General features: G+C 37.6%; 26 protein-coding genes and 1 other annotated feature. Of the genes, 7 read left to right on the forward strand and 19 right to left on the reverse strand.

Features of this window, described 5'->3' with window-relative positions:
* Position 1: 1 nt before the first annotated feature.
* From hisB to ilvE, 13 genes are all read right to left on the reverse strand, one after another.
* Complete coding sequence (hisB, locus tag ACIGHG_RS00960) at positions 2 to 586, reverse strand: imidazoleglycerol-phosphate dehydratase HisB (RefSeq protein ID WP_396546725.1); 585 nt, start codon at positions 584 to 586, stop codon at positions 2 to 4.
* Positions 586 to 1875, reverse strand: coding sequence for a histidinol dehydrogenase (hisD, locus tag ACIGHG_RS00965; protein WP_396546727.1), 1290 nt, complete (start codon positions 1873 to 1875; stop codon positions 586 to 588). The genes hisB and hisD overlap by 1 nt, the downstream gene beginning before the upstream one ends.
* 14 nt (positions 1876 to 1889) lie before the next feature.
* Positions 1890 to 2525 carry an ATP phosphoribosyltransferase gene (gene hisG, locus ACIGHG_RS00970; RefSeq protein ID WP_396546729.1) on the reverse strand — a complete coding sequence of 212 codons (636 nt, stop codon included), beginning with the start codon at positions 2523 to 2525 and terminating at the stop codon, positions 1890 to 1892.
* The gene (hisZ, locus tag ACIGHG_RS00975; protein WP_396546731.1) at positions 2501 to 3763 is read right to left on the reverse strand and encodes an ATP phosphoribosyltransferase regulatory subunit; all 1263 of its coding nucleotides are present in this window, start codon (positions 3761 to 3763) and stop codon (positions 2501 to 2503) included. Before hisZ ends, hisG begins: the two co-directional genes overlap by 25 nt.
* Positions 3764 to 4235: 472 nt before the next feature.
* Positions 4236 to 4811, reverse strand: a complete 576-nt coding sequence (leuD, locus tag ACIGHG_RS00980) for a 3-isopropylmalate dehydratase small subunit (protein ID WP_396546733.1) — start codon at positions 4809 to 4811, stop codon at positions 4236 to 4238.
* Positions 4789 to 6183: a 3-isopropylmalate dehydratase large subunit gene (leuC, locus tag ACIGHG_RS00985; protein ID WP_396546735.1), complete on the reverse strand. Its 1395-nt coding sequence runs from the start codon at positions 6181 to 6183 to the stop codon at positions 4789 to 4791. The genes leuD and leuC overlap by 23 nt, the downstream gene beginning before the upstream one ends.
* Positions 6183 to 7247 (reverse strand): 3-isopropylmalate dehydrogenase, encoded by a 1065-nt coding sequence (gene leuB / locus ACIGHG_RS00990; protein ID WP_090915384.1) that lies wholly within the window; start codon positions 7245 to 7247, stop codon positions 6183 to 6185. The genes leuC and leuB overlap by 1 nt, the downstream gene beginning before the upstream one ends.
* A gap of 14 nt (positions 7248 to 7261) precedes the next feature.
* Positions 7262 to 8785, reverse strand: a complete 1524-nt coding sequence (locus tag ACIGHG_RS00995) for a 2-isopropylmalate synthase (protein WP_396546737.1) — start codon at positions 8783 to 8785, stop codon at positions 7262 to 7264.
* A gap of 1 nt (position 8786) precedes the next feature.
* Entirely contained in the window at positions 8787 to 9797 is a 1011-nt protein-coding gene (gene ilvC, locus ACIGHG_RS01000) for a ketol-acid reductoisomerase (protein WP_396546739.1), read from the reverse strand.
* A gap of 26 nt (positions 9798 to 9823) precedes the next feature.
* Entirely contained in the window at positions 9824 to 10339 is a 516-nt protein-coding gene (gene ilvN, locus ACIGHG_RS01005) for an acetolactate synthase small subunit (RefSeq protein ID WP_336471546.1), read from the reverse strand.
* A complete protein-coding gene (gene ilvB, locus ACIGHG_RS01010) occupies positions 10339 to 12033 on the reverse strand; it encodes an acetolactate synthase large subunit (RefSeq protein ID WP_336471545.1) in 1695 nt (564 codons plus the stop codon). The genes ilvN and ilvB overlap by 1 nt, the downstream gene beginning before the upstream one ends.
* 72 nt (positions 12034 to 12105) lie before the next feature.
* Positions 12106 to 12333, reverse strand: a binding site (T-box leader).
* Between the two features lie 23 nt (positions 12334 to 12356).
* Positions 12357 to 14024 (reverse strand): dihydroxy-acid dehydratase, encoded by a 1668-nt coding sequence (ilvD, locus tag ACIGHG_RS01015; RefSeq protein WP_396546741.1) that lies wholly within the window; start codon positions 14022 to 14024, stop codon positions 12357 to 12359.
* A gap of 11 nt (positions 14025 to 14035) precedes the next feature.
* Entirely contained in the window at positions 14036 to 14935 is a 900-nt protein-coding gene (gene ilvE, locus ACIGHG_RS01020) for a branched-chain-amino-acid transaminase (protein ID WP_336471543.1), read from the reverse strand.
* A 405-nt stretch (positions 14936 to 15340) separates the two neighbouring features.
* Between ilvE and ACIGHG_RS01025 the strand changes: the two genes are divergently transcribed.
* Positions 15341 to 15595, forward strand: a complete 255-nt coding sequence (locus ACIGHG_RS01025; RefSeq protein ID WP_336471542.1) for a DUF3911 family protein — start codon at positions 15341 to 15343, stop codon at positions 15593 to 15595.
* Positions 15596 to 15693: 98 nt separating this feature from the next.
* The gene (locus ACIGHG_RS01030; RefSeq protein ID WP_139207656.1) at positions 15694 to 15936 is read left to right on the forward strand and encodes a YkuS family protein; all 243 of its coding nucleotides are present in this window, start codon (positions 15694 to 15696) and stop codon (positions 15934 to 15936) included.
* A gap of 445 nt (positions 15937 to 16381) precedes the next feature.
* Here ACIGHG_RS01030 and ACIGHG_RS01035 read toward each other — a convergent pair whose 3' ends face one another.
* Together ACIGHG_RS01035 and ytfJ are read right to left on the reverse strand one after the other, a co-directional pair.
* Positions 16382 to 16471, reverse strand: coding sequence for a hypothetical protein (locus ACIGHG_RS01035; protein WP_020063024.1), 90 nt, complete (start codon positions 16469 to 16471; stop codon positions 16382 to 16384).
* 127 nt (positions 16472 to 16598) lie between these two features.
* Positions 16599 to 16973 (reverse strand): GerW family sporulation protein, encoded by a 375-nt coding sequence (ytfJ, locus tag ACIGHG_RS01040; RefSeq protein WP_336471541.1) that lies wholly within the window; start codon positions 16971 to 16973, stop codon positions 16599 to 16601.
* Between the two features lie 212 nt (positions 16974 to 17185).
* On the opposite strand from ytfJ, the gene ACIGHG_RS01045 reads away from it, so the two are divergent.
* Positions 17186 to 17551 carry an imidazole glycerol phosphate synthase gene (locus ACIGHG_RS01045; protein WP_396546745.1) on the forward strand — a complete coding sequence of 122 codons (366 nt, stop codon included), beginning with the start codon at positions 17186 to 17188 and terminating at the stop codon, positions 17549 to 17551.
* Positions 17552 to 17637: 86 nt separating this feature from the next.
* Here ACIGHG_RS01045 and ACIGHG_RS01050 read toward each other — a convergent pair whose 3' ends face one another.
* From ACIGHG_RS01050 to ACIGHG_RS01060, 3 genes are all read right to left on the reverse strand, one after another.
* The gene (locus tag ACIGHG_RS01050) at positions 17638 to 18981 is read right to left on the reverse strand and encodes a TrkH family potassium uptake protein (RefSeq protein WP_336471539.1); all 1344 of its coding nucleotides are present in this window, start codon (positions 18979 to 18981) and stop codon (positions 17638 to 17640) included.
* Between the two features lie 617 nt (positions 18982 to 19598).
* Positions 19599 to 19754, reverse strand: coding sequence for an imidazoleglycerol-phosphate dehydratase (locus tag ACIGHG_RS01055; protein WP_336471538.1), 156 nt, complete (start codon positions 19752 to 19754; stop codon positions 19599 to 19601).
* Positions 19755 to 19886: 132 nt separating this feature from the next.
* Positions 19887 to 20306 (reverse strand): MarR family winged helix-turn-helix transcriptional regulator, encoded by a 420-nt coding sequence (locus ACIGHG_RS01060; RefSeq protein ID WP_336471537.1) that lies wholly within the window; start codon positions 20304 to 20306, stop codon positions 19887 to 19889.
* A gap of 381 nt (positions 20307 to 20687) precedes the next feature.
* Here ACIGHG_RS01060 and ACIGHG_RS01065 point away from each other — a divergent pair, with 381 nt between their 5' ends.
* Positions 20688 to 21128, forward strand: a complete 441-nt coding sequence (locus tag ACIGHG_RS01065) for a YrvL family regulatory protein (protein ID WP_336471536.1) — start codon at positions 20688 to 20690, stop codon at positions 21126 to 21128.
* 64 nt (positions 21129 to 21192) lie between these two features.
* Positions 21193 to 21747 carry a thioredoxin family protein gene (locus ACIGHG_RS01070; RefSeq protein WP_396546748.1) on the forward strand — a complete coding sequence of 185 codons (555 nt, stop codon included), beginning with the start codon at positions 21193 to 21195 and terminating at the stop codon, positions 21745 to 21747.
* A 26-nt stretch (positions 21748 to 21773) separates the two neighbouring features.
* Here ACIGHG_RS01070 and bacA read toward each other — a convergent pair whose 3' ends face one another.
* The gene (gene bacA, locus ACIGHG_RS01075) at positions 21774 to 22565 is read right to left on the reverse strand and encodes an undecaprenyl-diphosphate phosphatase (protein WP_090915356.1); all 792 of its coding nucleotides are present in this window, start codon (positions 22563 to 22565) and stop codon (positions 21774 to 21776) included.
* 182 nt (positions 22566 to 22747) lie between these two features.
* On the opposite strand from bacA, the gene ACIGHG_RS01080 reads away from it, so the two are divergent.
* Positions 22748 to 24106 (forward strand): MATE family efflux transporter, encoded by a 1359-nt coding sequence (locus ACIGHG_RS01080; RefSeq protein WP_336471534.1) that lies wholly within the window; start codon positions 22748 to 22750, stop codon positions 24104 to 24106.
* A gap of 190 nt (positions 24107 to 24296) precedes the next feature.
* Entirely contained in the window at positions 24297 to 24767 is a 471-nt protein-coding gene (locus ACIGHG_RS01085; RefSeq protein WP_336471533.1) for a L,D-transpeptidase, read from the forward strand.
* Positions 24768 to 24954 lie beyond the last annotated feature (187 nt).

Raw genomic sequence — 24954 nt, forward strand, 5'->3', positions numbered from 1 at the left:
GTTACAACAGCCCTTTCGTAGAATTTACCCCGATAATTTTTTCATTTTTCTCGGTGGCATCTCGCAGTGCACGTCCAAATGCTTTAAAGAGTGCTTCAATTTTGTGATGCGTGTTGCTTCCATATAAAACACGTGCATGTAATGTTATATTCGCCGCATGAGCAACTGCACGAAAAAATTCTTCTGCTAACTCTGTATCAAAGTCACCAAGCTTTGGATTTGGAAATTCACCATGAAATACGAGATACGATCTTCCGCTTATATCAACTGCAACAAATCCTAATGCTTCGTCCATTGGTACATAAGCCGTACCGTAGCGATTAATTCCCGCTTTATCACCAAGTGCATCTTTCAAACAATTCCCAAGAACAATCCCAACATCTTCTACTGTATGATGGGCATCAACATACACATCACCATCAGCTTCAATTTGTAATCCAAAACGACCATGCTTTGCAAATAAAGTCAACATATGATCAAAAAAACCAACCCCTGTTTGAATTGAAACTTCTTGATTACCATCTAATTGCAGTGTTACAGAAATTTTTGTTTCCGTTGTACTTCTCATTTGTTTTGCAGCACGCATTACTCTTCCCCTCCCTTAAACCGAATCTCAATTGCTCTTGCATGAGCTTGCAATCCTTCTTTTTCTGCTAGATTGATAATATGATGTTTCACCTTTCCAAGAGCCTCTTTTGTATAAAATAAAAAACTCGATTTTTTTATAAAATCATCAACAGATAATGGAGAAAAGAACCTTGCTGTTCCGCTCGTTGGTAACACATGATTCGGACCTGCCATATAGTCACCTAATGGCTCCGGCGCATACGGACCTAAAAATATAGAGCCTGCATGTTGAATATACGAAAGAGCTGTCATTGGTTCTTTTATATGCAGTTCTAAATGTTCCGGAGCTATTTCATTTGAGAGCTGAAACGCTTGTTCTAACGACTCTATGACAAGAATTGCTCCGTTTCTGTTAATGGATTCACGAGCTATTTCACTTCTTGGTAGATTCATCAATTGTTTTTCTATTTCTTGCTTCACTTCCTGCGCTAATCTCAAACAAGTCGTAATACAAATAGCAGTTGCTCGTCTGTCATGTTCTGCTTGTGATAATAAATCAGCTGCAATATATGCCGCATTTCCCGTTTCATCAGCAATAACAACAATTTCAGACGGACCAGCAATCATATCGATATGAACGGAACCGAATACTTCTCGCTTCGCTAATGCAACATATATATTTCCTGGTCCTACAATCTTATCAACACGCGGAATCGATTCCGTTCCGTATGCTAACGCAGCAATTGCTTGTGCTCCCCCTACTGTATACACCTCATCAACCCCGGCAACTTTTGCCGCTGCTAAAATATGTGGGTCTACTCCTTCACGATTCGGCGGCGTTACCATGACAATTTTATTAACGCCCACAATTTTTGCTGGCAAAACATTCATTAGAACCGATGATGGATACGCTGCCGTTCCCCCTGGTACATACACGCCAACAGTTTGCAGAGGCCTAACAACCTGCCCTCGAATAATCCCTTCCTCTGTATCAATAAATGCCTGTCTTTTTTGCTTTTCGTGGTATGAAATGATGTTATTCTTTGCTTCTTGCAATGCTGCTAAAAATGCTGGTTCAACACGTTTATATGCTAATTCCAGTTCTTCTCCCGAGACTTGCAATTGAGTCAACTCTACTCCGTCAAAAGCCTTTGTATACGAAAAAAGTGCTTCATCTTTTTTTTCCTTTACACTTACAACGATTTTCTTCACATCTTGTTGAATCGTTTCTTCTATTATATTGGCTTGTTCTCTTAGCCGTTTTACCTTACATAAAATATTAGAATAATCCTCATATATAATTTCCATATTTCCTCTCCCTTTTATTTCTTTTCTGCTACAACACTCTCTATTCTGTTTATAATATTGAATATTCCGTCTTTTTTCATTTTTAAAGATGCTTTGTTTACAATTAGACGTGCTGAAATATCACAAACTTCTTCAAATACAAGTAACCCGTTTTCTTTCAGCGTTTGTCCTGTTTCTACAATATCGATGATTGCATCTGCTAATCCTAACAAAGGAGCAATCTCAACAGAACCTTCTATTTTAATAATCTCTACATCTTCTCCCTTCTTACGAAAATATGCAGAAGTAATATTCGGATACTTTGTTGCAATTCTCTTTTTGTTATAACCGTTTGGGCGATACGACAAAGTGGAAGCAACGCAAATTTTACAACAACCTACCTCTAAATCAACCATTTCATATACATCATTCTCATATTCAAGTAAAATATCTTTCCCAACAACACCCATATCCGCTATACCATGCTCGACATATGTTACGACGTCCACTGCCTTTACAAGAATAAATGAAATGTTTGAGTTCTTACTTCGAAATACGAGCTTCCTTCCTTTATCTTTTAGTTCTTTGCAATCAATACCAATTCGTTCAAACAATGGAATTACATGTTTTTCTAGTCTTCCTTTCGTTAACGCAATTTGAATGTTACGCATGAGGATTCTCCTTTTTTTTGCATAATCCATTTCCCTTTCCAAACATACTGGGTTAAAGTATCGCCTGATACATCAATTACCGTTTTTACATCGAGCGTTCTTGCAAATCGAAATGTATCTTGTAAATTTTCTAACATGGACAGTTCTGCTTTTACACCATCTTTCCTAAATAAAGTACATAATTTCTCTGCTTCTGAAATCATATCTAACGAATAATATATGAGCGCATCTATTTGTTTTTGATATGAAGTTTCCTTCCGTTCTTGTAAAGTTCGTACAATTTGATTTACTTGTACTGCTAATCCTACTGCAGATAGAGACTCGCCAAAATTTCCAATGAGTTCATCATATCTCCCACCGCTGACAATCTCTTCTCCAATATCACATATATATCCCCGAAAGATTACACCCGTATAATAATGAAGATGTTGAATCATCCCCAAATCAATAGAAATATACCCACCATACCCAAGACGTTCCATGTTTTCATATATATTTTTGATCCGCGCAATGGCTCGCTTCATCTCTTTACTCACAGCAAGCTTTTCAGCTTCTTCAATCACTTCTAATCCACCGAATAAACGAGGTAACTTTTGTAATAATTGAACTGTTTCATCTTGCATATCTAACCGCTTTTCTTGTAGAAAATGGGACAAAGCAGCATAATTTTTACTTTCAATATATTCTCGCAATGTATATTCATCTTCTTCTCGTAAAGATAACTTTTTCACGATAGATTTATAGAGTTCCACTTGACCAATTTCAATTTTAAAGGATTGAATACCAACTGATTGCAAGGCGACAATTGTGCTTACAATACACTCAATTTCAGCGCGTATATTATCGATACCGATAATCTCAATTCCAGTTTGTGTAATTTCATTATATTTTCCTGATAAAGATTCATTTGCCCTAAAAACATTTCCACTATAGGTTAATTTCAAAGGAGCTTCCATTCTTTTTGTTCCGATTACACGAGCTAGTGGAATTGTCATATCAGGTCTAAGAACGAGGATGCGCCCCTCAGAATCAAAAAACTTATACATCTTCTCCTCGTCAATCGGACGATTTTGAAACGCAAACACATCATAAAATTCAATCATGGGTGTCCGTATTTCTTCGTACCCTCTCTCAATAAATGTACGTCTTAACCTTTGCTCAGTCTCCTCCATTAATGTACATTCTTGAAACAAAAAATCTCTTGTTCCATTTGGATTGGCTCGTTTCCATTTTTTCATCGTCACACCTCTACTTTCTTGACACATGTATATAAAAAATCTACAAAGATAGCATATTTAATATCCTTCTTTTATATGTCCCCTATTAAATTCTTGAACCACTCCCACTTACTATTCAGCTATCTGTATAGCACACTTGATGCGAGAATCTCCTAACAAAATTTACATGAATGATTTGTTCCAATTCCGTCTTCACCATTACTCATACATTCACAACATAGCGCTTAGAAAACGAAAAAAGAGCTATGTAGATAAAAATACCTACATAGCTCTTTGGAGAATGTAGGTACAACAGGAATAACCCTTGTACCTACACGTTTTTTCACGCTAGGTTCAAGGGTTTATGTATGATGATGTTGTGTAAATAAAATGACTGATTGGAAAGTAAACATTGTCATTACTCCCTTTCTCCTCTTAGTTTTAAGTCAGTATACTCCCAATAAAACAAAAAGTAAAGAATATTCTTTACTTTCTACATTTGTTTCATTTCATATTCTACAATTTCCTGTTCGTATTGAAGTGTAACCCCAATATCATCTAAACCTCTTAACAACTTTTCTTTCCACATGCGTTCAATAGAAAAAGAAAAACGGTCCTCAGGAGTTATTATTACTTCATTCTCTAAATCTATTTCTATCATCATCTGTGGATCCATAGATGCAAGCTGCTTACGAATTTCCTTTTCCATTACAATCGGAAGAATTCCATTTTTTGTACAATTCATATAAAAAATATCCGCAAAACTTCCTGCAATAATAGCTCGAAATCCGTAATCTGCAAGGGCCCACGGGGCATGTTCTCTAGAAGATCCGCAACCGAAGTTTTCTCCTGTAATTAAAATCGTAGCTCCTTTTCGCTCAGGAGCGTTCAACGGAAACGCATAGTTTTCTTGACGGTTATTTAAATAACGCCATTCATCAAATAAAAACTCTCCAAATCCTGTCCTTTCAATGCGCTTTAAATACTGCTTCGGAATGATTTGATCGGTATCAATATTATCATGCATCAACACCGCAACTTTCCCTTTATGAATATGAAATGGCTTCATCGTAGTTCTCCTTTCTCACATCAACAAAATAACCATGAATTGCTGCGGCTGCAGCCATAGCCGGGCTAACGAGATGTGTTCTTGCACCTTTTCCTTGTCTTCCTTCAAAATTCCGGTTTGAAGTAGAAGCACAATGTTCACCTTCTGGCACTTGATCTGGATTCATACCAAGACACATTGAACACCCAGGTTCTCGCCATTCAAATCCCGCTTCTTCAAAAATAAGGTGTAATCCTTTTTTCATTGCTGCATCTCTCACTTGTTTTGATCCTGGGACAACAAGAGCTCGCACGCCATTTTTCACCTTCCTCCCTCTCACAACCGCAGCAGCAATTTCTAAATCAGACAACCAGGAATTTGTACAAGAACCAATAAACACGTGTTGGATTGGAATATCCATTACGCGCCCTCCTGCTTGAAGACCCATATATGCATAGGCACGTTCATCATTTTTATCGTTTGCTGGCGGGAGTACCTCATCAATGCGAAGCCCCATTCCTGGATTGGTACCCCACGTTACATACGGCGCCAAATTTTTCACATCAACTGTAAGAACCATGTCATACACCGCATCTTCATCCGTGTATAATTCACGCCATTTTTCGACTGCTTGTTCAAACTCTTTCGGGGCATATTGGCGCCCCTTTACATAAGCAAACGTCGTTTCATCCGGAGCGATCATACCTGCTTTTGCTCCCCCTTCAATCGCCATGTTACAAAGCGTCATTCGCTCTTCCATTGTCATTTCTTGTACAGCATCTCCATAGAACTCCATTACATGTCCTGTCCCAACAGAAACACCGTATGTGGCGAGTAAATGTAAAATAATATCTTTTGCATATACACCCTTTGGCAATGTTCCATTTAATTCTATTCCCATCGCTTTCGGCTTTTGTTGCCATAAAGTTTGGGTCGCTAATACATGTTCAACCTCACTTGTACCAATCCCAAACGCCAGCGCACCAAACGCTCCATGTGTCGCTGTATGACTATCACCGCACACAATTGTTTTTCCCGGTTGTGTTAATCCAAGTTCCGGCCCAATCACATGCACAATTCCTTGCGCTTCATCTCCCATATCCGCTAATCGTACACGGAATTGCTCACAATTATGACGAAGCGTATCCATCTGTTGTTTTGCGATTTCATCTGTAATATTCCACACATCCTTTGTCGGTACATTATGATCCATTGTCGCAAATGTCAAATCTGGACGCCGCACAGTTCGATTTGCAAGCCGCAAGCCCTCAAAGGCTTGCGGCGATGTTACTTCATGAACAAGATGAAGATCAATATATAATAAATCGAGTCCATTCTCATCTGTTGCTACAACATGTCGTTCCCATAGTTTATCTAACAGCGTTTTCCCCATTATCGCCATCTCCCCACTAGTGCCTGCTCTTCCATCGCTTGTAATACATACTTTGTAAACGAAGTTGTCGTTTCATTCCCGCCTAAATCTGCAGTACATTTTCCAGAACGAAGTACTGTAGAAATGGCTTCTTCAATTGCTTCTCCCTCTTTTCTTAACCCAAATGATTGTCCAAGCATCATTGCGACTGAGCGAAGCATAGCGATTGGATTTACTTTATTTTTCCCAGCAATATCTGGCGCTGATCCATGAATTGGCTCATAAAGAGATGGACCATTTTCCGCATGACTTGCAGACGGTAACATTCCTAATGAACCTGCTAACACAGATGCTTCATCACTTAAAATATCGCCAAATAAATTTTCTGTGACGATAACATCAAATCGTCTTGGATTACGAATGAGTTCCATTGCGGCAGCATCTACTAATAAATGTTCTAACTCTACCTCTGGATAGCGAGCTGCTACTTCTTCTGTTACTTGTCGCCATAGTTTACTAGATTCTAAAACATTTGCCTTATCAATAGAAGTTACTTTTTTGCGACGTTTTTTCGCTAATTGAAATGCATAGGAAACAATTCGTTCTACTTCACGTCGATGATAAGTAAGTGTATCCGTTGCCACTTCCTCTGTCCGTTCTTTCGGAAATGAAAAATAGATTCCACCTGTTAATTCGCGAACGACAACAAAATCAACTTGCTCCGCTGTTTTTAGCGGTGATAAGTGCGCTGTTGCTTCTTCTACAGAAACCGGGCGAACGTTTGCAAAAACTCCTAACCCTTTTCGCAGTGTAAGAAGTCCTTGTTCAGGACGTTCTTTTGCATAATCCCAGTGCGGTCCTCCAACTGCACCTAGTAATACTGCATCACTTGCCAAACACGCTGTTAATGTGCGGGGCGGAAGCGGCTGACCACATACATCAATTGCTGCTCCTCCGAACAATTCATCTTGCAAATAAAAATCATGACCGTATAACCTTTCTACCATCTCTAGCACTTGCTTTGCACTAGACATAATTTCTGTCCCAACTCCATCACCAGCTAAACAAACGATTCGTTTTTCCATCTTCAAGCACTCCTTTACGATTTTGTAAGTGATCGTAATGCTTTTAATTTCCCAGCTGCATATACGTAAGCACGGGCCGAAGCTTCTAGTACATCTTGCGCTACGCCAAAACCCGAAACTTGATACCCATCTTCTTTCAATTCAACATGAACATGAGCTAACGCATCTTGTCCTTGTGTAATCGACTGAATACGATAGTCAGCAAGCTCACATTGCAAATGAAGAATTCTTTGAATTGCATTATAAATGGCTTCAATGCTCCCGGCTCCCGTCGCAGCATCTTCCAATACATTACCATCAGCATCTTCTAAACAGACGGTTGCACTTTGAATGCTGCTTGATACAAAATGAACTTGCAATTGCTTAATATTGTACTGTTGCTTAGCAAACGCAGTTTCTCCTAATACAAGCGCCCTTAAATCTTCTTCTGTAATTTCTTTTTTTCGATCAGCTAACCGTTTAAAAGCATGGAACGCTAAGTCTCGCTCTTCCTCTGTAAAATCATAGCCTAACTCTTTCATTTTTTCTGTAAAGGCATGGCGTCCAGAATGTTTTCCAAGTACAAATTTATTTTGTTCTTCCCCTACAAGAGAAGGTGAAATAATTTCGTAAGTAGATGCTTCTTTTAAAACCCCATCTTGATGAATACCAGATTCATGGGCAAACGCATTTGCACCAACAATTGCTTTATTTTTTGGAACAATCATGCCTGTTAAACGACTTACAAGTGTACTCGCCCTTTTAATTTCTTTTAATTGCATGAAAGATGACGCTCCGTAGTAATCGTTTCGAATATGAAGTGCAACTGCAACTTCTTCGAGAGCGGCATTACCAGCGCGTTCTCCAATACCATTAATTGTTCCTTCTACTTGAAGTGCACCGCCTTCAATTGCCGCTAATGAGTTGGCTACTGCCATGCCAAGATCATCGTGACAATGACAGGAGAAAATAGCTTTCTCATAAGATAGAACATGCTCTTGTAAATATCGGAAAAGAGAATAATATTCTTCTGGATTTGTATATCCTACTGTATCAGGAATGTTAATTACATCCGCGCCGGCGCCGATCGCAACTTCTACAGCTTCCGCTAAAAAAGAAGGAGTTGTTCGCGTTGCATCTTCTGCAGAAAACTGCACCGCTGGAAATAATGATTTCCCAAGTTTTACTGAACGATAAATTGTATCTAACACTTCATCCTTTGACATACGGAGCTTATATTTCATATGAATATCACTCGTTGCGAGAAATACATGTAACCGAGGAGATACACCTTCTTTTAACGCTTCATATGCAGTATGAATATCACTTTCCTTTGCACGGGCCAAACTCATAACAGAAGCATTTTGAATGGTTCCAGCAATACGTTTCACCGACCGGAAATCACCTTCAGAAGCGGATGCAAAACCCGCCTCCATCACGTGAATTCCAAGCCGCTCTAACTGCCGTGCAATTTGTAATTTTTCTTGTTCATTTAAATTTACTCCAGGAGATTGCTCCCCATCGCGAAGCGTCGTATCCATGAACAAAATTTTCTTCATATTACTTAACCTCCATTTTCACTCTCGGCTTCACAAATGGCATCATCTCACGTAATTTACGTCCGACCACTTCAATTTGATGCTCATTCTCCTCTGCATTCATTGCATGGAATTTTTGTCTTCCTGCTTTATGTTCCGCAATCCATCCTCTAGCAAACGTCCCATCTTGAATATCTTTTAATACTTCTTGCATTGCTTGTTTCGTATGCTCTGTTACAATGCGCGGCCCCGATACGAAATCCCCCCACTGCGCTGTGTCCGAAACTGAATAGCGCATATTTTCTAACCCGCCTTCATACATAAGATCGACAATAAGCTTCAGTTCATGTAAACATTCAAAATAGGCAAGTTCCGGTTGATAACCAGCTTCTACTAATGTTTCAAAACCTGCCTTCACAAGAGCAGTTGCCCCTCCGCAAAGTACTGCTTGCTCTCCAAATAAATCTGTTTCTGTTTCTTCTTTAAATGTCGTTTGGAGTACACCGGCGCGAGTCGCTCCGATTCCATCTGCATACGATAATGCTTTTTCATACGCTGTTCCTGTTGCATCTTGATAAACCGCAAATAATGCCGGCACGGCTGCACCTTCTACAAATGTTCGGCGTACAAGATGCCCCGGTCCTTTTGGTGCTACAAGAAATACATCTACATCTTCCGGTGGTGTAATTTGATTAAAATGAACGTTAAACCCATGAGCAAACACAAGTGCATTTCCTTCTTGCAAATTCGGTGCAATTTCTGTTTCATACACTTCCGGCTGTTGTTCATCTGGAAGCAATACCATTACAACATCTGCTAATTTTGTAGCTTTAGCAACCTTGTATACAGAGAATCCATCTTCTTTTGCCCTTTCCCAAGACTTTCCTTGACGAAGACCTACAACAACATCAAAACCGTTATCGCGTAAATTTTGTGCATGAGCATGACCTTGAGATCCATACCCAACAATTGCTACTTTCTTTCCTTTTAACACATTTACTGTTACATCCTTTTCATAATAAACTTTTACCATTTTCTTTCTCCTCCTATATTTAAAAATTAATGAATTAACATTACTTGTTGTTTATCTTGTTTTTTCATACTTCTTGTAAAGGCTGTTACCCCTGTTCTTGCAATTTCTTTTAAACCGTATGGACGCAACAACTCAATAAGCGCTTCTACTTTTTCTTGCGTTCCTGTTACTTGAACGACAATGGAATCCTTTCCAACATCTATAACAGCAGCGCGGAATGGTTCAATTAAACTATACAATTCAGATCTAGAAGCAATTGACGTAGACACTTTAATGAGCGCCAGCTCTCTTGCAATCATTGCTTCTTCTGTAATATCAGATACTTTTAATACATCAATTTGTTTATGAAGTTGTTTAATAAGCTGTTCGACTTGCTGAATATTTTCAACATGAACAACAAATGTCATCCTTGAAATATGTGACGATTCCGTATGGCCTACTGAAATACTTTCAATATTAAATTGCCTTCTCGCCATCACGCCTGTAATTCGATTTAAAACCCCACTTTGATTTCGAACTATTGCTGTCACAATCCGTTTCACTATTCCACCCCCTCCATTTGGTGAACACCTTTTCCCGGAGCAACCATAGGCATAACTTTTTCAGATTGTAAAACTCGGCAATCAATTAGCACCGGCTCTTGTAAATTCATCGCTTCTTTTAATTGTTCTTTTGCTGTTAACGGCTGTTCAATACGAATCCCTTTTATTCCATACGCATGAGCTAACATGACAAAGTCTGGTTGACAAGAAAGTTCCGAATGCGAATAACGCTGATTATAAAACTCATCTTGCCATTGCCGCACCATCCCAAGTGCTTCATTGTTTAAAATAAGTACTTTCACAGGGAGGCAATGTTCCTTTAAAACACTTAATTCTTGTAATGTCATTTGAAAGCCCGCATCCCCTACAATTGCTACGACGAGTTCATTTGGCTCGGCAATTTGCGCCCCAATCGCAGCTGGCAAACCAAACCCCATCGTTCCAAGCCCTCCTGATGTAATCCACTTGTCAGGGTGTTTTAATTTATAATATTGCGCAGCCCACATTTGATGCTGCCCAACATCCGTCGTTATAATTGCATTTCCATTTGTAACTTCATAAAGCATCTGGATTGCAGCTTGCGGCTTTAATATTTGTGAATCGTCTTCATAACAAAACGGATAGCGATTCTTTCTTCTTCGCAGAAGTTGTAGCCATTCTTTATGATTTTGTTTCTCTCCTTTACATGCCAGCAATGCTTCTAAAGCATGCTTAGCACTTGCTACAATTGGAATTTCTGTCACGACGTTCTTTCCAATCTCTGCAGGATCAATATCAATATGGGCTACCGTTGCTTCCTTTGCAAAGTACGTTAAATTTCCCGTCAGACGATCATCAAAACGAGCCCCTATATTTATTAATAAATCGCATTCATACAAAGCCATATTTGCTGTGTAAGAACCGTGCATGCCCCCCATCCCTAAAAACAATGTATCATCCGCTGGAAATCCTCCAAGACCAAGCAATGTATGAACAACCGGAAGATGATACATACGAGCAAATGCGGTTAATTCATTTGCCGCTTTTGCATGCAGTACACCAGCACCCGCTAAAATAAGTGGTTTCTTTGCCGTTTCAATTGCTTGCAGCAGTTTTGTTATTTGCAATTGATTTGGACGATAATTCGGCTGGTATCCAGGTAAATCCATCAGGGCATCGCTACATCGCTCTCCCGTTTCTACAACCATATTTTTCGGAAGATCAATGACGACCGGACCTGGTCTACCTGTTGCGGCAATATGAAATGCTTCTTTTATAATTCTTGGTAAATCTGAAACATTTCGCACTTGATAATTATGCTTTGTAACAGGCATCGTAAGTCCGATAACATCCGCTTCTTGAAAGGCGTCACTCCCTATGAACGTTGTTGCAACTTGACCAGTAAATACGACAAGCGGTAAAGAATCCATCATCGCATCCGCTAAACCAGTAATGACATTTGTCGCTCCCGGCCCGCTTGTAGCAATTACAACACCAGGCTTTCCAGTAATTCTTGCATACCCTTCTGCTGCATGGATCGCTCCTTGCTCATGCCGAGTTAAAATATGAGGAATTTCACAATCATAAAGCGCATCATATAGAGGCAAGACAGCTCCTCCTGGATAGCCAAAAATGACTTCTACCTTTTCCTTTCTAAGCGCATGTAACAATAACTGTGCACCGGTTGCCATTTTCTCTTCCGTTTTTGAAGACATCGTTTCTACAAACCTCCTTTTGAAATGCGTATATAAATAAAAAAGTCTTTCGCCCACACTTCAGCTATGTGCTGAAGGGACGAAAGACTTCGCGGTACCACCCTTCTTTGCAAGAAAGATTCTTGCCTCAGTGACTCTAATAGAATCAAGCTAATAACGGAGCTACCGTCCAAACCTAGACAAGTGCTTCAGTTTGGCACTCAAGGGCGATGTTCATCAACGTGAACCATCGGTTTCCACCAACCACCGACTCTCTGTGAGGCTTCACAATCAACTACTCCTCCCTATCAACGCTTTATCCATCCGTGAACGGAAGTTTCACTTTATATTTTCATAATTCCTCCAGTGTTTGCCGAAGTAACAAGCTTTGCGTATCTTGCTAAATACCCAGTTTTCACTTTCGGCTCTGGAGAAATAAATTGTTTTTTTCGCTCTTCTAATACTTCATTAGAAATTTCCCAATGAATACTGCCATCTTTTACATTAATGATGACGGGATCGCCGTCTCTCACATATGCAATCGGTCCTCCTTCAGCCGCTTCAGGCGATACATGCCCAATCGCAATCCCCCTTGTTGCTCCGGAGAAGCGGCCATCGGTAATTAACGCAACCTTTGTTCCAAGTCCTCTCCCAACGATTGCTGATGTTGGAGCTAACATTTCCGGCATACCAGGCCCTCCTTTTGGACCTTCATAGCGGATGACTACAATATGCCCTTCTTTCACAATACCACTATGAATTGCAGCAACTGCTTCATCATGAGAGTCAAAGCAAATTGCTTCACCCACAAATGAGGTAACTGATTCATCAATCGCTCCAACTTTTAGGACAGAACCATCTGGTGCTAAATTTCCAAAGAGAATGGAAAGACCACCTGTTTTACGATAAGGCCGCTCTTTCGGACGAATTACTTTTTCATCTAAAATTTTTCCATCTTCTACTGTTTCATAGATGCTTTTCCCTGTAATTGTAATGCGCTCCGAATGAATTGCCCCTGGAATTTGTGAAAGCTCTTTAATAATAGCTGCCACCCCGCCAGCTTCATGTACATCATGCATAGAATAATGAGAAGCTGGGCTAATTTTCGCCAAGTATGGAACACGCTTTGCAATATCATTAATACGCTGCAAATCATAATTAATTCCCGCCTCATTCGCGATGGCTAACATATGTAAAACGGTATTTGTCGATCCGCCCATCGCCATATCTAATGCAAAGGCATCATCAATTGCTTCTTTCGTAATAATGTCACGCGGCTTTATATCACGTTCAATTAAATCCATTAAATGAGACGCAGCTTGACGAATTAAGTTATGTCGTTCTTCACTTGTTGCGACAATCGTTCCATTTCCAGGAAGTGCAACACCGAGCATTTCCATAATGGTATTCATAGAATTTGCTGTAAACATCCCTGAACAAGAACCACACGTTGGACATGCTGATTTTTCCATATCAATCAGCTGCTCTAAACTTAACTTCCCTGATTTATGAGCGCCAACTCCTTCAAATACAGATGCTAATGAAAGAGGAGTGCCATCTTTTGCTTTTCCAGCTTCCATCGGTCCCCCTGATACAAAAACAGAAGGAACATTCGTCCGAACAGATGCCATTAACATTCCTGGTGTAATTTTGTCACAATTCGGCATAAACATCACTCCGTCAAACCAATGAGCTTGAATTACAGTTTCTGCTGCATCTGCAATAATCTCCCGGCTCGGAAGTGAATAGCGCATTCCAATATGCCCCATCGCGATTCCATCATCAACACCGATTGTATTAAATTCAAAAGGAACACCTCCTGCTTCCCGAATCGCAGCTTTCGCTACATCAGCAAGTTCCCTTAAATGAATATGTCCTGGAACAATATCTATATATGAATTACAAATTGCAATAAATGGTTTATGAAAATCTTCTTCTTTAACCCCTGCCGCATGAAGCAAACTCCGATGCGGCGCCCGGTCAATCCCTTGTTTAATCATATTACTTCGCATCGGTTATTCTCCTACCAACTTACTTTATTTTCTTCATAAATTTTTTCGCCATCTTCTACTACTAGCTTACGGAATTCTTCTAATAAACGATTTGTATGTGTCCCTGGTTTCCCAGCACCAATTTCTCTTCCGTCAACCTTCGTTACCGCAATAACTTCAGCTGCTGTACCTGTTAAAAATACTTCATCCGCTACATACACATCATGACGAGTAAATAATTCTTCCCTTACGTCATAGCCAAGCTTCTCACCAATTTCCATAATTGCGTTTCGGGTAATTCCTTCCAGTGCTCCCGCAGAACTTGGCGGTGTAATTAATTTATTGCCTTTTACAATAAATACATTGTCACCTGAACCTTCTGCAACATACCCTTGCTCATTTAACATCAGCGCTTCCTGCACACCAGCAAGTTTCGCTTCAATTCTAACTAAAATATTATTGAGGTAATTCAATGATTTCACTTGTGGTGTTAATACATCTGGACGATTCCGCCTTGTTGCAACTGTCACAACCGGGATACCCTTTTCATAATATTCCGCTGGAAACAATGCTAGTTGTTCTGCAATTACAACAACATTTGGCTTTAAGCACGAATCAGGATCTAAACCAAGATTTCCAGCTCCGCGTGATACAACTAAACGAATATACCCATTGGATAATTGATTACGCCTTATCGTTTCAACAACAATATTGGTCACTTCTTCCAACGTATATGGAATTTCTAATAAAATGGATTTTGCTGATTCGTACAAACGAATGAGGTGTTCTTTCAATCGAAAAACATTCCCACTATAAACACGAATGCCTTCAAATACCCCATCACCATACAAGTATCCATGATCATAAACAGAAACTTTTGCTTCATTTTTTTGAACAAATTCTCCATTTAAGAAAATCCATTGCTCGTTCACTTGAAAGCGCCCCCTATATCCTTGAATTTTTTATTGTTTCCTAGTTTACGCTTCCTTTTCAAATAAATCAAAGAAATTTTTGAAAATTTTAAATTTTTAAACTTATAAACAACCTAATTTATATTGTTATATCAGTATTGTTAACGTTTACAAAATGTCAAAAAATATTTTCCGACATTTTTTTCAACAAAAAATATTTATTCGAGGGAAGGATTTTTGTCCAAAAATGCGAATGTATTGTATCCAATAAACGGACGTTCCATCTGTTTTTAGGAAAAAGAGGATTAATAAAGTGAGGGGGAAAAATAAAAAATAAAATTTGAGGATAACGCTCATATTTTTTCCTCATTACTCATAATCCTATTTTCAAAAATCATTTTGACAAATTCGAGGGGGCTAAATCATATGGCATGTTTACAAATTAAAGGAACCAGACAAGAAGTAATGGAAATGCTTCAGTTATTTGATTTAATGAATACAAAAGGACTGTGTAAATTAGAGGATTATGTAGAATTACTTCCATATGCAGAGCAAAATAAAACAACACAAAATCCGATGTTTATTGCTTCTGTTGATGTACAATCAAATGATTATATAATGCAAGATGTGCAAAACGATCGTTTTGTATGCGATATGTTGACGGGGGTTTATAACGACTAGCTTATTTCTTCTCCTGCCACACGTGTGAACTCTTCTGCTAATTAGTGAATATTCTTCCGAAAAAGGAACATATTACTAGATGGCAGGAGGTGAATAACATGGCGAAAATTGGCGTAGAAAATACTTTAACAAACGTACAACAAGCATTACAGCAAAAGGGGCATGACGTAGTCTCATTGCAATCTGAAAGTGATGTACAAGGATGTGACTGCTGCGTTATCAGCGGTCAAGATTCTAACGTAGCGGGGATTAGTAATGCTGTGATAAAGGGATCTGTTATTGACGCAAGAGGATTAACAACCGATGAAATTTGTCAACAGGTCGAAAGTAGAATTCAATAAAGTAAAACTTTAATGAATAAGGAATTCTATCGAAAACTTCACTTTGCGATCCCATCACATGCTCGAAGATGGGAACTTCTTTCAGAAACACATTAAAAAAGGCTACCATTTATTAAAAAGTAGCCTTTTTTTCTATATTTAACTAACGGGAAAGTAACATATACTGGATGAAAGCCCTACCTCTCTTTCATCATTACGGCTCCAACGACCGCTCCTGATACACTAGTATGTGTATACAACTTACAAATACAATTCATCATATACGTGATCACTAAAGTTGTTGGCATCATCACCCGATCTTTAGCAAACCAGTGATTTGTATAAGTAAAGAATAACCAATATATACTAGCTGTAACCGAGACACGAAAATATATTTTATCTCACCATCATAATAATGTCAACATTTTTTCCAAAATAAAAACAGACTAACAAATGAGCCTGTTTGCTAAAACTGCGCTTTTTCCTTTAGTACGTACACAACAAATCCGCTCACTAACATACATAAACCGACAACAAAATTCTTGATGTTAATCATTTATACCTCTCCCTTGTTCTTTCATAAATCATAATTATCTATATATTTTCATTCACCTTATATTCGTATCGTTTTTAAGCACACTTCATCTACTATATCATAATTTCCTTAAAATGCAAGTGTCCTATTAAAGCTTATTTACCAATCTCTGCACGGCATTAGGCACTGTTTCCAATGCTTTTTCTACAAGGTGTGTACCACTATGTAAGTGCATTACTTGAACCCCTTTTGCCCCAACTACTAAAAATGCAACAGGATTAATGGAAACCCCGGCACCACTTCCACCTCCAAATGGATGTAAGCTCTGAGCCTCTGTTTTTTGTCCATTCACATTAAAATCACTTCCGCCTGCCCCAAAACCAAAGGCAACTTTGGAAACGGTTAAAATAATACTACCATCTGCTGTTGATACAGGCTTTCCGACAATCGTATTAGCATCCACCATTTCTTTTAAATTTGCCATTGCTGTTTTCATTAAGTTTTCAATTGGATGTTGCGTCATAGAAACCACCTCTTTTTCCTATTAATTCCTTTTTATCGTTTCCAAAAACGATAAAGACATACCAGTTTTTACAACCTAATAATTTTTGAAAGCAAATATTCCTTGTAGAACATTCTTCTCCCAAAAGTTACTTGAGCTAAAAGCACGGCTTACTGTCCGCGAATAATAGGATAAAAAAACAAAAGTAGCTCATACTAAACATGAAGCTCTTTATGAAAGGAGATATCACATTGACTGATAAACACGAAGAACGTTATAGAGAAAACGAAGATCATTTTGAAGAAGAATATGCAGCTGAAATTGCACCGAACGGTGTGCCTTACAATGACAAAGAACAAGTAACGACAAAAGCCGCAGGTGGTTCAACAACTGGATTTATCGCACTCGCTTTTGCCGTCTTATCTTTATTCACTTTTCCAATTCTCTTTGGACTTCTTTCTGTCCTACTCGGTATCTATGCCTATAACCGCGGCGCTACTGTTACAGGTGGAATTGCTGCAATCGTTGGCGGTTTAGCGGCAATTGTCGCATTAATATTCCGAGCGGCTCTTATCGGCTTATTTTTCTCTCTTTTTTAAACGCGAAGCTTCCATCGATCAGAATCTTACAGACAATTTTTCATCATGGAATATGATAAAAGGTATCTTGCTTCTTGCAAGATACCTTATCCTGTAAATACATCCTCAGCTGGATAGCGAATTTTTTGTTTTGCTGGCCGAGCAAGTGAAAATACAAGTGTTAGCGGTCCAATTAATCCACAAAACATAACAAACATAATCACGCATTTTCCAAAAACTGATAATTTCGCTGTAATGCCCATTGTTAATCCAACTGTTCCAAATGCTGAAATTGTTTCAAATAAAATTTCTATAAAACTAAAGTTTTCAGTAAGCATCAGTACAAATACTGCCACAAAAATTAAAAATTGACTGGCAATGACAATCGCTAAAGCTCTCGTCACTGTTGACATTTTAATTGTACGACGAAATAAAACCAAGTCTTCTTTTTTCTTGAAAAATGAAAGCACAGATGTAATTAAAATAACAAAAGTGGTAAGCTTAATACCGCCTCCAGTCGAAACACTTCCTGCTCCAATAAACATAAGCACCATCGTAAAGAACAGTGTTGACTCTCCCATACTTCCGTAATCAATTGTATTAAATCCAGCTGTACGCGGCGTAATTGCTTGGAAAAACGATGCCCACAACTTCTCACTTAACGATAAAGAACCTAATGTTTTTGCGTTATTATATTCTAATACAAATATAATAAGCATTGCAGCCACAATTAACACAATCGTACCAATAATCATGATTTTTGAATGCAATACTAGTTTTCGAAAACTGCGGCTATACCATATATCAATAAGTACGGTAAAACCTAAACCACCTGTTACAATTAACGAACAAATACCAATATTAATAATAGGATCTCCAACATATCTCGTTAAATTATCTGGCCATAAAGCAAATCCGGCATTATTATAAGCAGCCACGACATGAAACAAGCTGTAATATATTCCTTTTCCGAATCCGAATTCTGGAACAAAGCGAATAGATAAAAATACAACACCCACTAATTCAATACAAATTGAGAAGAAAAACACCCGTTTTACTAATTTTACAAGCCCACCAATGTTCGTTTGATTTAATGCTTCTCCAATAAGAAGGCGATGACGCAGCCCTATTTTTTTACCTAACACCCAAACTATTAAAATAGCAATTGTCATTAAACCTAAACCACCAGTTTGTATAAGAAACATAATGACAACTTGCCCAAATATTGTAAAGGTACTATTTACATCCACTACACCTAATCCAGTTACAGTCGCAGCTGATGTCGCTGTAAAAAAAGCATCTACCCAGCTAATTGACGTTTTTGTTGAAATTGGTAATTTCAATAATAGTCCCCCAACCATAATCAAAGCAAAAAAGCCAATTGCTAAAATTTGTGGTGGACTCAATCGTATAAAACGATCATTTAAGTCTCGTTTTTCTATTATTTTCATAGCACTAACTCCCTTAATCCGCCCTCCATAATATGTAACATAGTTGAGCATAATCTTTTTTCTTATGAATTTCAACATTTATTTCCATATAAAGTGAAACTTCCATCATTGGGGGTTTTTTCATTCCCCAATGATGGTTAGCCGGCCCAATTGGGCTTTTACGGGATAAAAAATAGAAAATTCCTAATTCCTTCACTCCAAGTTCACATTGAATTCACATCAGTCTTTTATAGTATAACTATCGAAGCTGTTCCTCCCTAATAATGAGACATCCCCAATGTCTCGAACAGCTTTCTGTCCCTAACTTAAATTGACATAAATTGTCCCCCTTCCTAAGCCATCTTGAAATACAAAGATGGCTTTTTTTTATCTCACTACTTATATTCCCTCCTGATATATAAATCTATTTTAAATTTTTAACATATAAGTCGCTGCTATGCAGAATACAACATGACCGCTACTCACATGCTCCCTTTGTTTTAAACCTCTCATGTGGCAGGAAAAGGTCCTGACCGTTTCTATGCACGGCCAGATGTTCTCGTCCCCCTCAAAAGAAAAAGGGTTTTCTGTCGATTTTTTAATTTGTATTTATATAGAAAAGAAGAAGTGAATATACTTCACTCCTTCCTTGATTTGCTTCCTTTTTTCGAACGATATTCTTTTCCTTTATTATCATCACCAGCAATAAACTCTGTACCAAATTCCTGTTGATATTGTCCGGCTTTAGGTGCCCCTTGATTCCCACTCCCTATACTACCATTACGATTTGTCATACAACTTCCTTCCCTTCTTTATCATAATATTGTTAGTATGCTTCGTTTCATTCAAAATACACATGAAAAGCCTTCGCTGAGTTGCGAAGGCTTTAACGATTCCCCAATGTAAAATACATAAAATGATTTATCCTAAATTAATTTATGCGAAATAGCGATCATAACCGTCATTTCCTCTTCAGATAAAGCAGAAAACCGTTCTTTCAAATACAGCTTGTTCTGTTTTTCCATCTCAGCTACTAACTCTTTTCCTTTATCAATAATCTCCAAATAGACGACACGGCGATCTGACGTACTACGCGAACGCGTTACAAGTCCTTTTTTTATTAATTTTTCTGCAACAGCCGTAATATGACTATTCGATACATTCAATTCATTCGCAACGCGGGAAACCATTTCCTTTTGGTTTCGATTTAAAATACGTAACACGAGAAATTCATTCCACGGAATATAATCCTCAAAAATTTTGTTCATATCATTACGGATTGTACGAAACATAGCAAAAAAATTTGTCGACAAATTCTCGATCAGCAACTCGCGATTGTTAACCATTTTATACAGCACCTCTATGTATTTAATATAGTTAAATAAAAATATTATGAACTATATTAACGTACTTTTTTCATTTTGTCATCCCTTTTATTTGGAAATTCATGTATCTTTTCTTCATCGTTTGGAAATAGATGATAAAGGTTGCTTTTAAAACATGCTGTACATTTAATCAGCGCGAAAACAGGGTGCCTAGAAGCACCCTGTTTTCATTTTATCCCGCTATTCGGCAGTAAAATCTCCACATAAACCAAAAGTGCTCCTTAACGAGCGGCATACACCTGTTTAATACGAACTTTCCAACGTTGAAAGCATACTCAATTCCCCTAAAAAATGGTACAATAAACCAAAAGTTAATCATCCCTAAAAATTAGGAGGTTTTAAATGAAAGAACAAGAAGAACGGTTTTCAAATTTAAATATAAAAGAAAAAATAATTGTAATTAGTAGTATCGGCCTACTTATTTTACTCGCATTTGCTTTTATCTTTTTTGTCTCTGTTGGTGTCTTTCATCTTACCGGAGTCGAATATACATCTCGAACAGCTCTTCTTCTCTTTTTTATATTAGTTACTGTTTTAGACCTCTTTGGTAGTTTTGGAATTAAGTTGTGTACATTATTTTTTAGTTCCACATTAAACAGCATGCCAACATGGCTCTCTTTTCTCCTTCTTGCTATTTTACAAATTTCTTTTGATTGGATTACATTTCATATCGCAGATGAATGGATGAATGATGTTAATATTTCTAATACGGCAGAATTATTAATTGTGTTGTTCTTTTTTATACTCGATAAAATATGGATTACTGATAAAAAGAAAAAGTAATATTACAAGCTTTCTACAAAAAAACTTGATACAATATGAGAAAATATAGAAAGGAGTGTACTACATGACATTACGCCAATGGTTTGAAAAAGGAATGTCCTTTGATACATATGTAAATAATATGAAAGTAAACCAATACGAATTACTACACATTTACAATAACTTCTTAATTCCAAATGAACTTCTTCCAACTTTAGAGGCACGTCAAAATGAAAACTTAAAGGTTATCGTTTTAACCGCAGATTGGTGCGGTGATGCCCTTCTTTGCGTACCAATTATGAAGCGTATTTGTGAAGTTGCTGACATTAAGATGAGCTTACTCATTCGCGATGATCATTTAGAGTTGATGGATCAATATTTAACAAATGGGATAGCACGTGCAATTCCAATTTTTATTTTTACAGATCAAGATGGGAATGAAAAGGCAGTATGGGGACCTCGAGCACCAAAAGTACAAGAGTTAGTTACCTCTATGCGTGCAACACTTCCTAATAAGGAAGATCCAGGGTTCGAAGAAAAACAGCAAAATATGTATGCAGAATTCCGTAAAACATTAGCTTCTGACACATCAATTTGGGAACACGTCATGGAAAATATAATAGAAAAAATAGCAAAATAAAAAACTGCCAAATGGCAGTTTTTTCATTATAAAACAAAGAAATAAAACACCGCAGCAAGAATGAAACGATAATATGCAAATGGTGTTAATTTCACACGTGATAATAATTTTAAGAATGAAACAATCGCTAACATCGCAACCACAAATGCAGTAATAAATCCGCTCGCAAATAACGGAAGATCTGCTGCACTTAATTCACTCCAACTCTTAATTAAGTCAAGACCTGTTGCCGCAATCATCATTGGTACGGCAAGAATAAATGTATATTCAGCAGCTGCTGTATGAGATACACGAGCTAATAACCCACCACTAATCGTAGACCCAGAACGTGAAAATCCTGGCCATAGCGCTAAACATTGAAACATCCCAATTGTGAATGCTTGTTTATATGTAATCTCGTCCAATGTTTTTGCTGTGCTTGGTTTTGAAAACTTCTCAGCGATAATCATTAAAATACCACCAGCAACTAAACTAATAACAACCGGTCCTGTCCCGAATAAAATCTCCTTGATTTTGCTATGAAATAAAAAACCAAGTAAACCTGCTGGAATCATTCCGATAATAATATGTAATAAGTTTAATGATGGCCCTTGTTTTACTCGTCCAATTCCAACTAATGACCATAATCGTTTCCAAAATACAACAACAACCGCTAAAATGGACCCTAATTGCACAACAACTTCAAATGTTTTTGCTTTATCTCCTTCAAATCCAATTAAATGCCCTGTTAGAATCATATGTCCTGTTGATGATACAGGTAAAAACTCCGTCAATCCTTCAACAGCACCCATGATTAATCCAATTAACCAATCAGCCACATTCGTGCCTCCTTAATACCTTATAATGCTTCATTCACACTTTATCATAATACCTCATCTTTACAAAACACGCATCGTTTTTTTCAAATTCACTCTCAATACATGGATACACATTACTTTTCTAAATTCTTATTCAATAGTATGATTAAAGCGGTTTGTTTGTATTTCAGAAAGGAGTATATATGAAAGAAACTACATCAATTTCACAAAAAATAAAACAATTTGTCTTATTATTTTTCCCCATATTCGTTACACAAATATCATTATTTTCCATGAGTTTTTTTGATACTACGATGTCAGGCCATGCGAGTGCTACTGATTTAGCTGGCGTTGCAATTGGAACAAGTATCTGGATTCCAATTAGTACAGGATTAACAGGTATTTTAATAGCGACCACTCCGATTGTCGCTCATCTTGTCGGTTCCAAACAAAAAGAAAAAGTGTCTCACGTTGTGACACAAGCTGTATATTTAGCGATTTTTGTCAGCTTTATCGTTATACTAATTGGTTTTTTTGCAGTTTCACCTATTTTACATGCCATGCATTTAGAACCACAAGTAGCACAGATTGCTAGTCAATTTTTAAACATTATCGCATTTGGTATCATTCCACTGTTCGTCTATACCGTACTTCGCGGTTTTATTGACGCCTTAGGAAAAACACGGACAACAATGATTATCACTTTACTATCTTTACCGATTAATATCATTTTGAACTATGTGCTCATTTTTGGTCATTTCGGTTTTCCTAAACTCGGAGGTGTTGGAGCTGCGATCGCCTCAACAACCACATATTGGTGTATTTTACTGATCACGATTATCATTGTTCGTACGAAAGAACCGTTCTCTTCCTATGGTGTCTTTCAATGTTTCTATCGCCTCTCTATATCTAGCTGGAAGGAATTATTAAAACTCGGGATACCTATTGGATTTGCTATCTTTTTTGAAACAAGTATTTTTGCTGCTGTTACGTTATTAATGAGTAATTTTAATACAACAACCATTGCTGCTCACCAGTCTGCAATAAATTTTGCGTCTCTTTTATATATGACACCACTCAGCCTATCTATGGCAATGACCATTTCTGTTGGATTTGAAGTCGGTGCATCCAGGTATAAAGATGCCAAGCACTATGGCTTTATAGGTATTGGATTGGCACTAGCTTTTGCATTTGTTTATTCGCTCTTACTATTTGTATTTGATGAAAATATCGCTTCTATTTATACAAATAACCCTGTTGTACACGACTTAACGAAACAATTTCTAGTGCTTGCGATTTTATTCCAATTTTCTGATGCCATTGCCACACCAGTACAAGGTGCACTTCGCGGTTATAAAGATGTAAATGTAGCTCTTATTATGACGCTCGTTGCCTATTGGGTCATAGGTCTGCCGCTCGGTTATATCCTTGCAACCTATACACCTTTGGCTGCAAAAGGATATTGGATTGGACTCATTTTAGGATTGGCTTTCGGGGCAATCTTTTTACTCGCTCGTCTATTGCAAGTACAGAAAAAATATATTGCAGTAAAAAGCCGCTAAATAGCGGCTTTTTAACATCTGAAAAATACCAAAAGAACACCTCCTTCTTTTTCGTCTCTCTACTTTTTGAATTCATTCATTTTTTGAGTACATTTATGATAATCTGTAATATTTAAAAAAAAGGATAGGATTCCTTATAAAAGAAAGCTATAATAGATTTGGATATATATACAAAGGAGATTAATTGAATATGAGGAAAATTATGATCGCACTACTATTATTCTTTTCTTCTATGCTTCCTATCAAAGCGGTCAACGCAGAGACAAATCAGCAAGATCATTTGCTAGTCGTCAATGTCGCGACAAATAAGATGGCATATTATGAAAAGGGTAAACTTATTAAAGAGTTTACAGTTGCTACCGGCAAAAGCAGTACAAAAACACCTTTAGGAAAGTACACGATTGTCAACAAAATTAAGAATCGACCATACTATAAAAGACACATTCCTGGCGGTGATCCACGTAATCCATTAGGCGATCGTTGGCTCGGTCTAGATGTAAATGGAACAAAAGGAACAACATATGCCATCCATGGAACCAATAACGCAAATGCTATTGGAAAATGGACAACACTTGGTTGTATTCGCATGTATAATGATGATGTACACTGGTTATTTGACCGCGTTCCTGTCAATACAAATGTAATCGTCACAAACAAATAAAACACAACATAATTCTTTTTTTGAAGAAAAAGTTCTTAATAAAGAACTTTTTCTTCTTTTGCAAGAACATCATTAATTCGTTATAAAGGGATATTTAAACATAGATTCCCTTCTCTTTTCAGACTTTCCCCTTCTTCATCATGATTTTCCTTATTTTTTAATTTATTCCGCTATTCGTGGGCAGTAA

It is taken from the genome of Bacillus sp. NPDC077411 (assembly GCF_044543425.1).
In the GTDB taxonomy this organism is placed as follows: Bacteria; Bacillota; Bacilli; order Bacillales; family Bacillaceae_G; genus Bacillus_A; species Bacillus_A bruguierae.

What these genes read in the sequence shown, in the direction of transcription:
- hisB (WP_396546725.1), bottom strand. Translation starts at nt 586, where the DNA reads ATGCGTGCTGCAAAACAAATGAGAAGTACAACGGAAACAAAAATTTCT.
- hisD (WP_396546727.1), bottom strand. Translation starts at nt 1,875, where the DNA reads ATGGAAATTATATATGAGGATTATTCTAATATTTTATGTAAGGTAAAA.
- hisG (WP_396546729.1), bottom strand. Translation starts at nt 2,525, where the DNA reads ATGCGTAACATTCAAATTGCGTTAACGAAAGGAAGACTAGAAAAACAT.
- hisZ (WP_396546731.1), bottom strand. Translation starts at nt 3,763, where the DNA reads ATGAAAAAATGGAAACGAGCCAATCCAAATGGAACAAGAGATTTTTTG.
- leuD (WP_396546733.1), bottom strand. Translation starts at nt 4,811, where the DNA reads ATGAAGCCATTTCATATTCATAAAGGGAAAGTTGCGGTGTTGATGCAT.
- leuC (WP_396546735.1), bottom strand. Translation starts at nt 6,183, where the DNA reads ATGGGGAAAACGCTGTTAGATAAACTATGGGAACGACATGTTGTAGCA.
- leuB (WP_090915384.1), bottom strand. Translation starts at nt 7,247, where the DNA reads ATGGAAAAACGAATCGTTTGTTTAGCTGGTGATGGAGTTGGGACAGAA.
- ACIGHG_RS00995 (WP_396546737.1), bottom strand. Translation starts at nt 8,785, where the DNA reads ATGAAGAAAATTTTGTTCATGGATACGACGCTTCGCGATGGGGAGCAA.
- ilvC (WP_396546739.1), bottom strand. Translation starts at nt 9,797, where the DNA reads ATGGTAAAAGTTTATTATGAAAAGGATGTAACAGTAAATGTGTTAAAA.
- ilvB (WP_336471545.1), bottom strand. Translation starts at nt 12,033, where the DNA reads ATGTCTTCAAAAACGGAAGAGAAAATGGCAACCGGTGCACAGTTATTG.
- ilvD (WP_396546741.1), bottom strand. Translation starts at nt 14,024, where the DNA reads ATGCGAAGTAATATGATTAAACAAGGGATTGACCGGGCGCCGCATCGG.
- ACIGHG_RS01025 (WP_336471542.1), top strand. Translation starts at nt 15,341, where the DNA reads ATGGCATGTTTACAAATTAAAGGAACCAGACAAGAAGTAATGGAAATG.
- ACIGHG_RS01030 (WP_139207656.1), top strand. Translation starts at nt 15,694, where the DNA reads ATGGCGAAAATTGGCGTAGAAAATACTTTAACAAACGTACAACAAGCA.
- ACIGHG_RS01035 (WP_020063024.1), bottom strand. Translation starts at nt 16,471, where the DNA reads ATGATTAACATCAAGAATTTTGTTGTCGGTTTATGTATGTTAGTGAGC.
- ytfJ (WP_336471541.1), bottom strand. Translation starts at nt 16,973, where the DNA reads ATGACGCAACATCCAATTGAAAACTTAATGAAAACAGCAATGGCAAAT.
- ACIGHG_RS01045 (WP_396546745.1), top strand. Translation starts at nt 17,186, where the DNA reads ATGAAAGGAGATATCACATTGACTGATAAACACGAAGAACGTTATAGA.
- ACIGHG_RS01050 (WP_336471539.1), bottom strand. Translation starts at nt 18,981, where the DNA reads ATGAAAATAATAGAAAAACGAGACTTAAATGATCGTTTTATACGATTG.
- ACIGHG_RS01055 (WP_336471538.1), bottom strand. Translation starts at nt 19,754, where the DNA reads ATGACAAATCGTAATGGTAGTATAGGGAGTGGGAATCAAGGGGCACCT.
- ACIGHG_RS01060 (WP_336471537.1), bottom strand. Translation starts at nt 20,306, where the DNA reads ATGGTTAACAATCGCGAGTTGCTGATCGAGAATTTGTCGACAAATTTT.
- ACIGHG_RS01065 (WP_336471536.1), top strand. Translation starts at nt 20,688, where the DNA reads ATGAAAGAACAAGAAGAACGGTTTTCAAATTTAAATATAAAAGAAAAA.
- ACIGHG_RS01070 (WP_396546748.1), top strand. Translation starts at nt 21,193, where the DNA reads ATGACATTACGCCAATGGTTTGAAAAAGGAATGTCCTTTGATACATAT.
- ACIGHG_RS01080 (WP_336471534.1), top strand. Translation starts at nt 22,748, where the DNA reads ATGAAAGAAACTACATCAATTTCACAAAAAATAAAACAATTTGTCTTA.
- ACIGHG_RS01085 (WP_336471533.1), top strand. Translation starts at nt 24,297, where the DNA reads ATGAGGAAAATTATGATCGCACTACTATTATTCTTTTCTTCTATGCTT.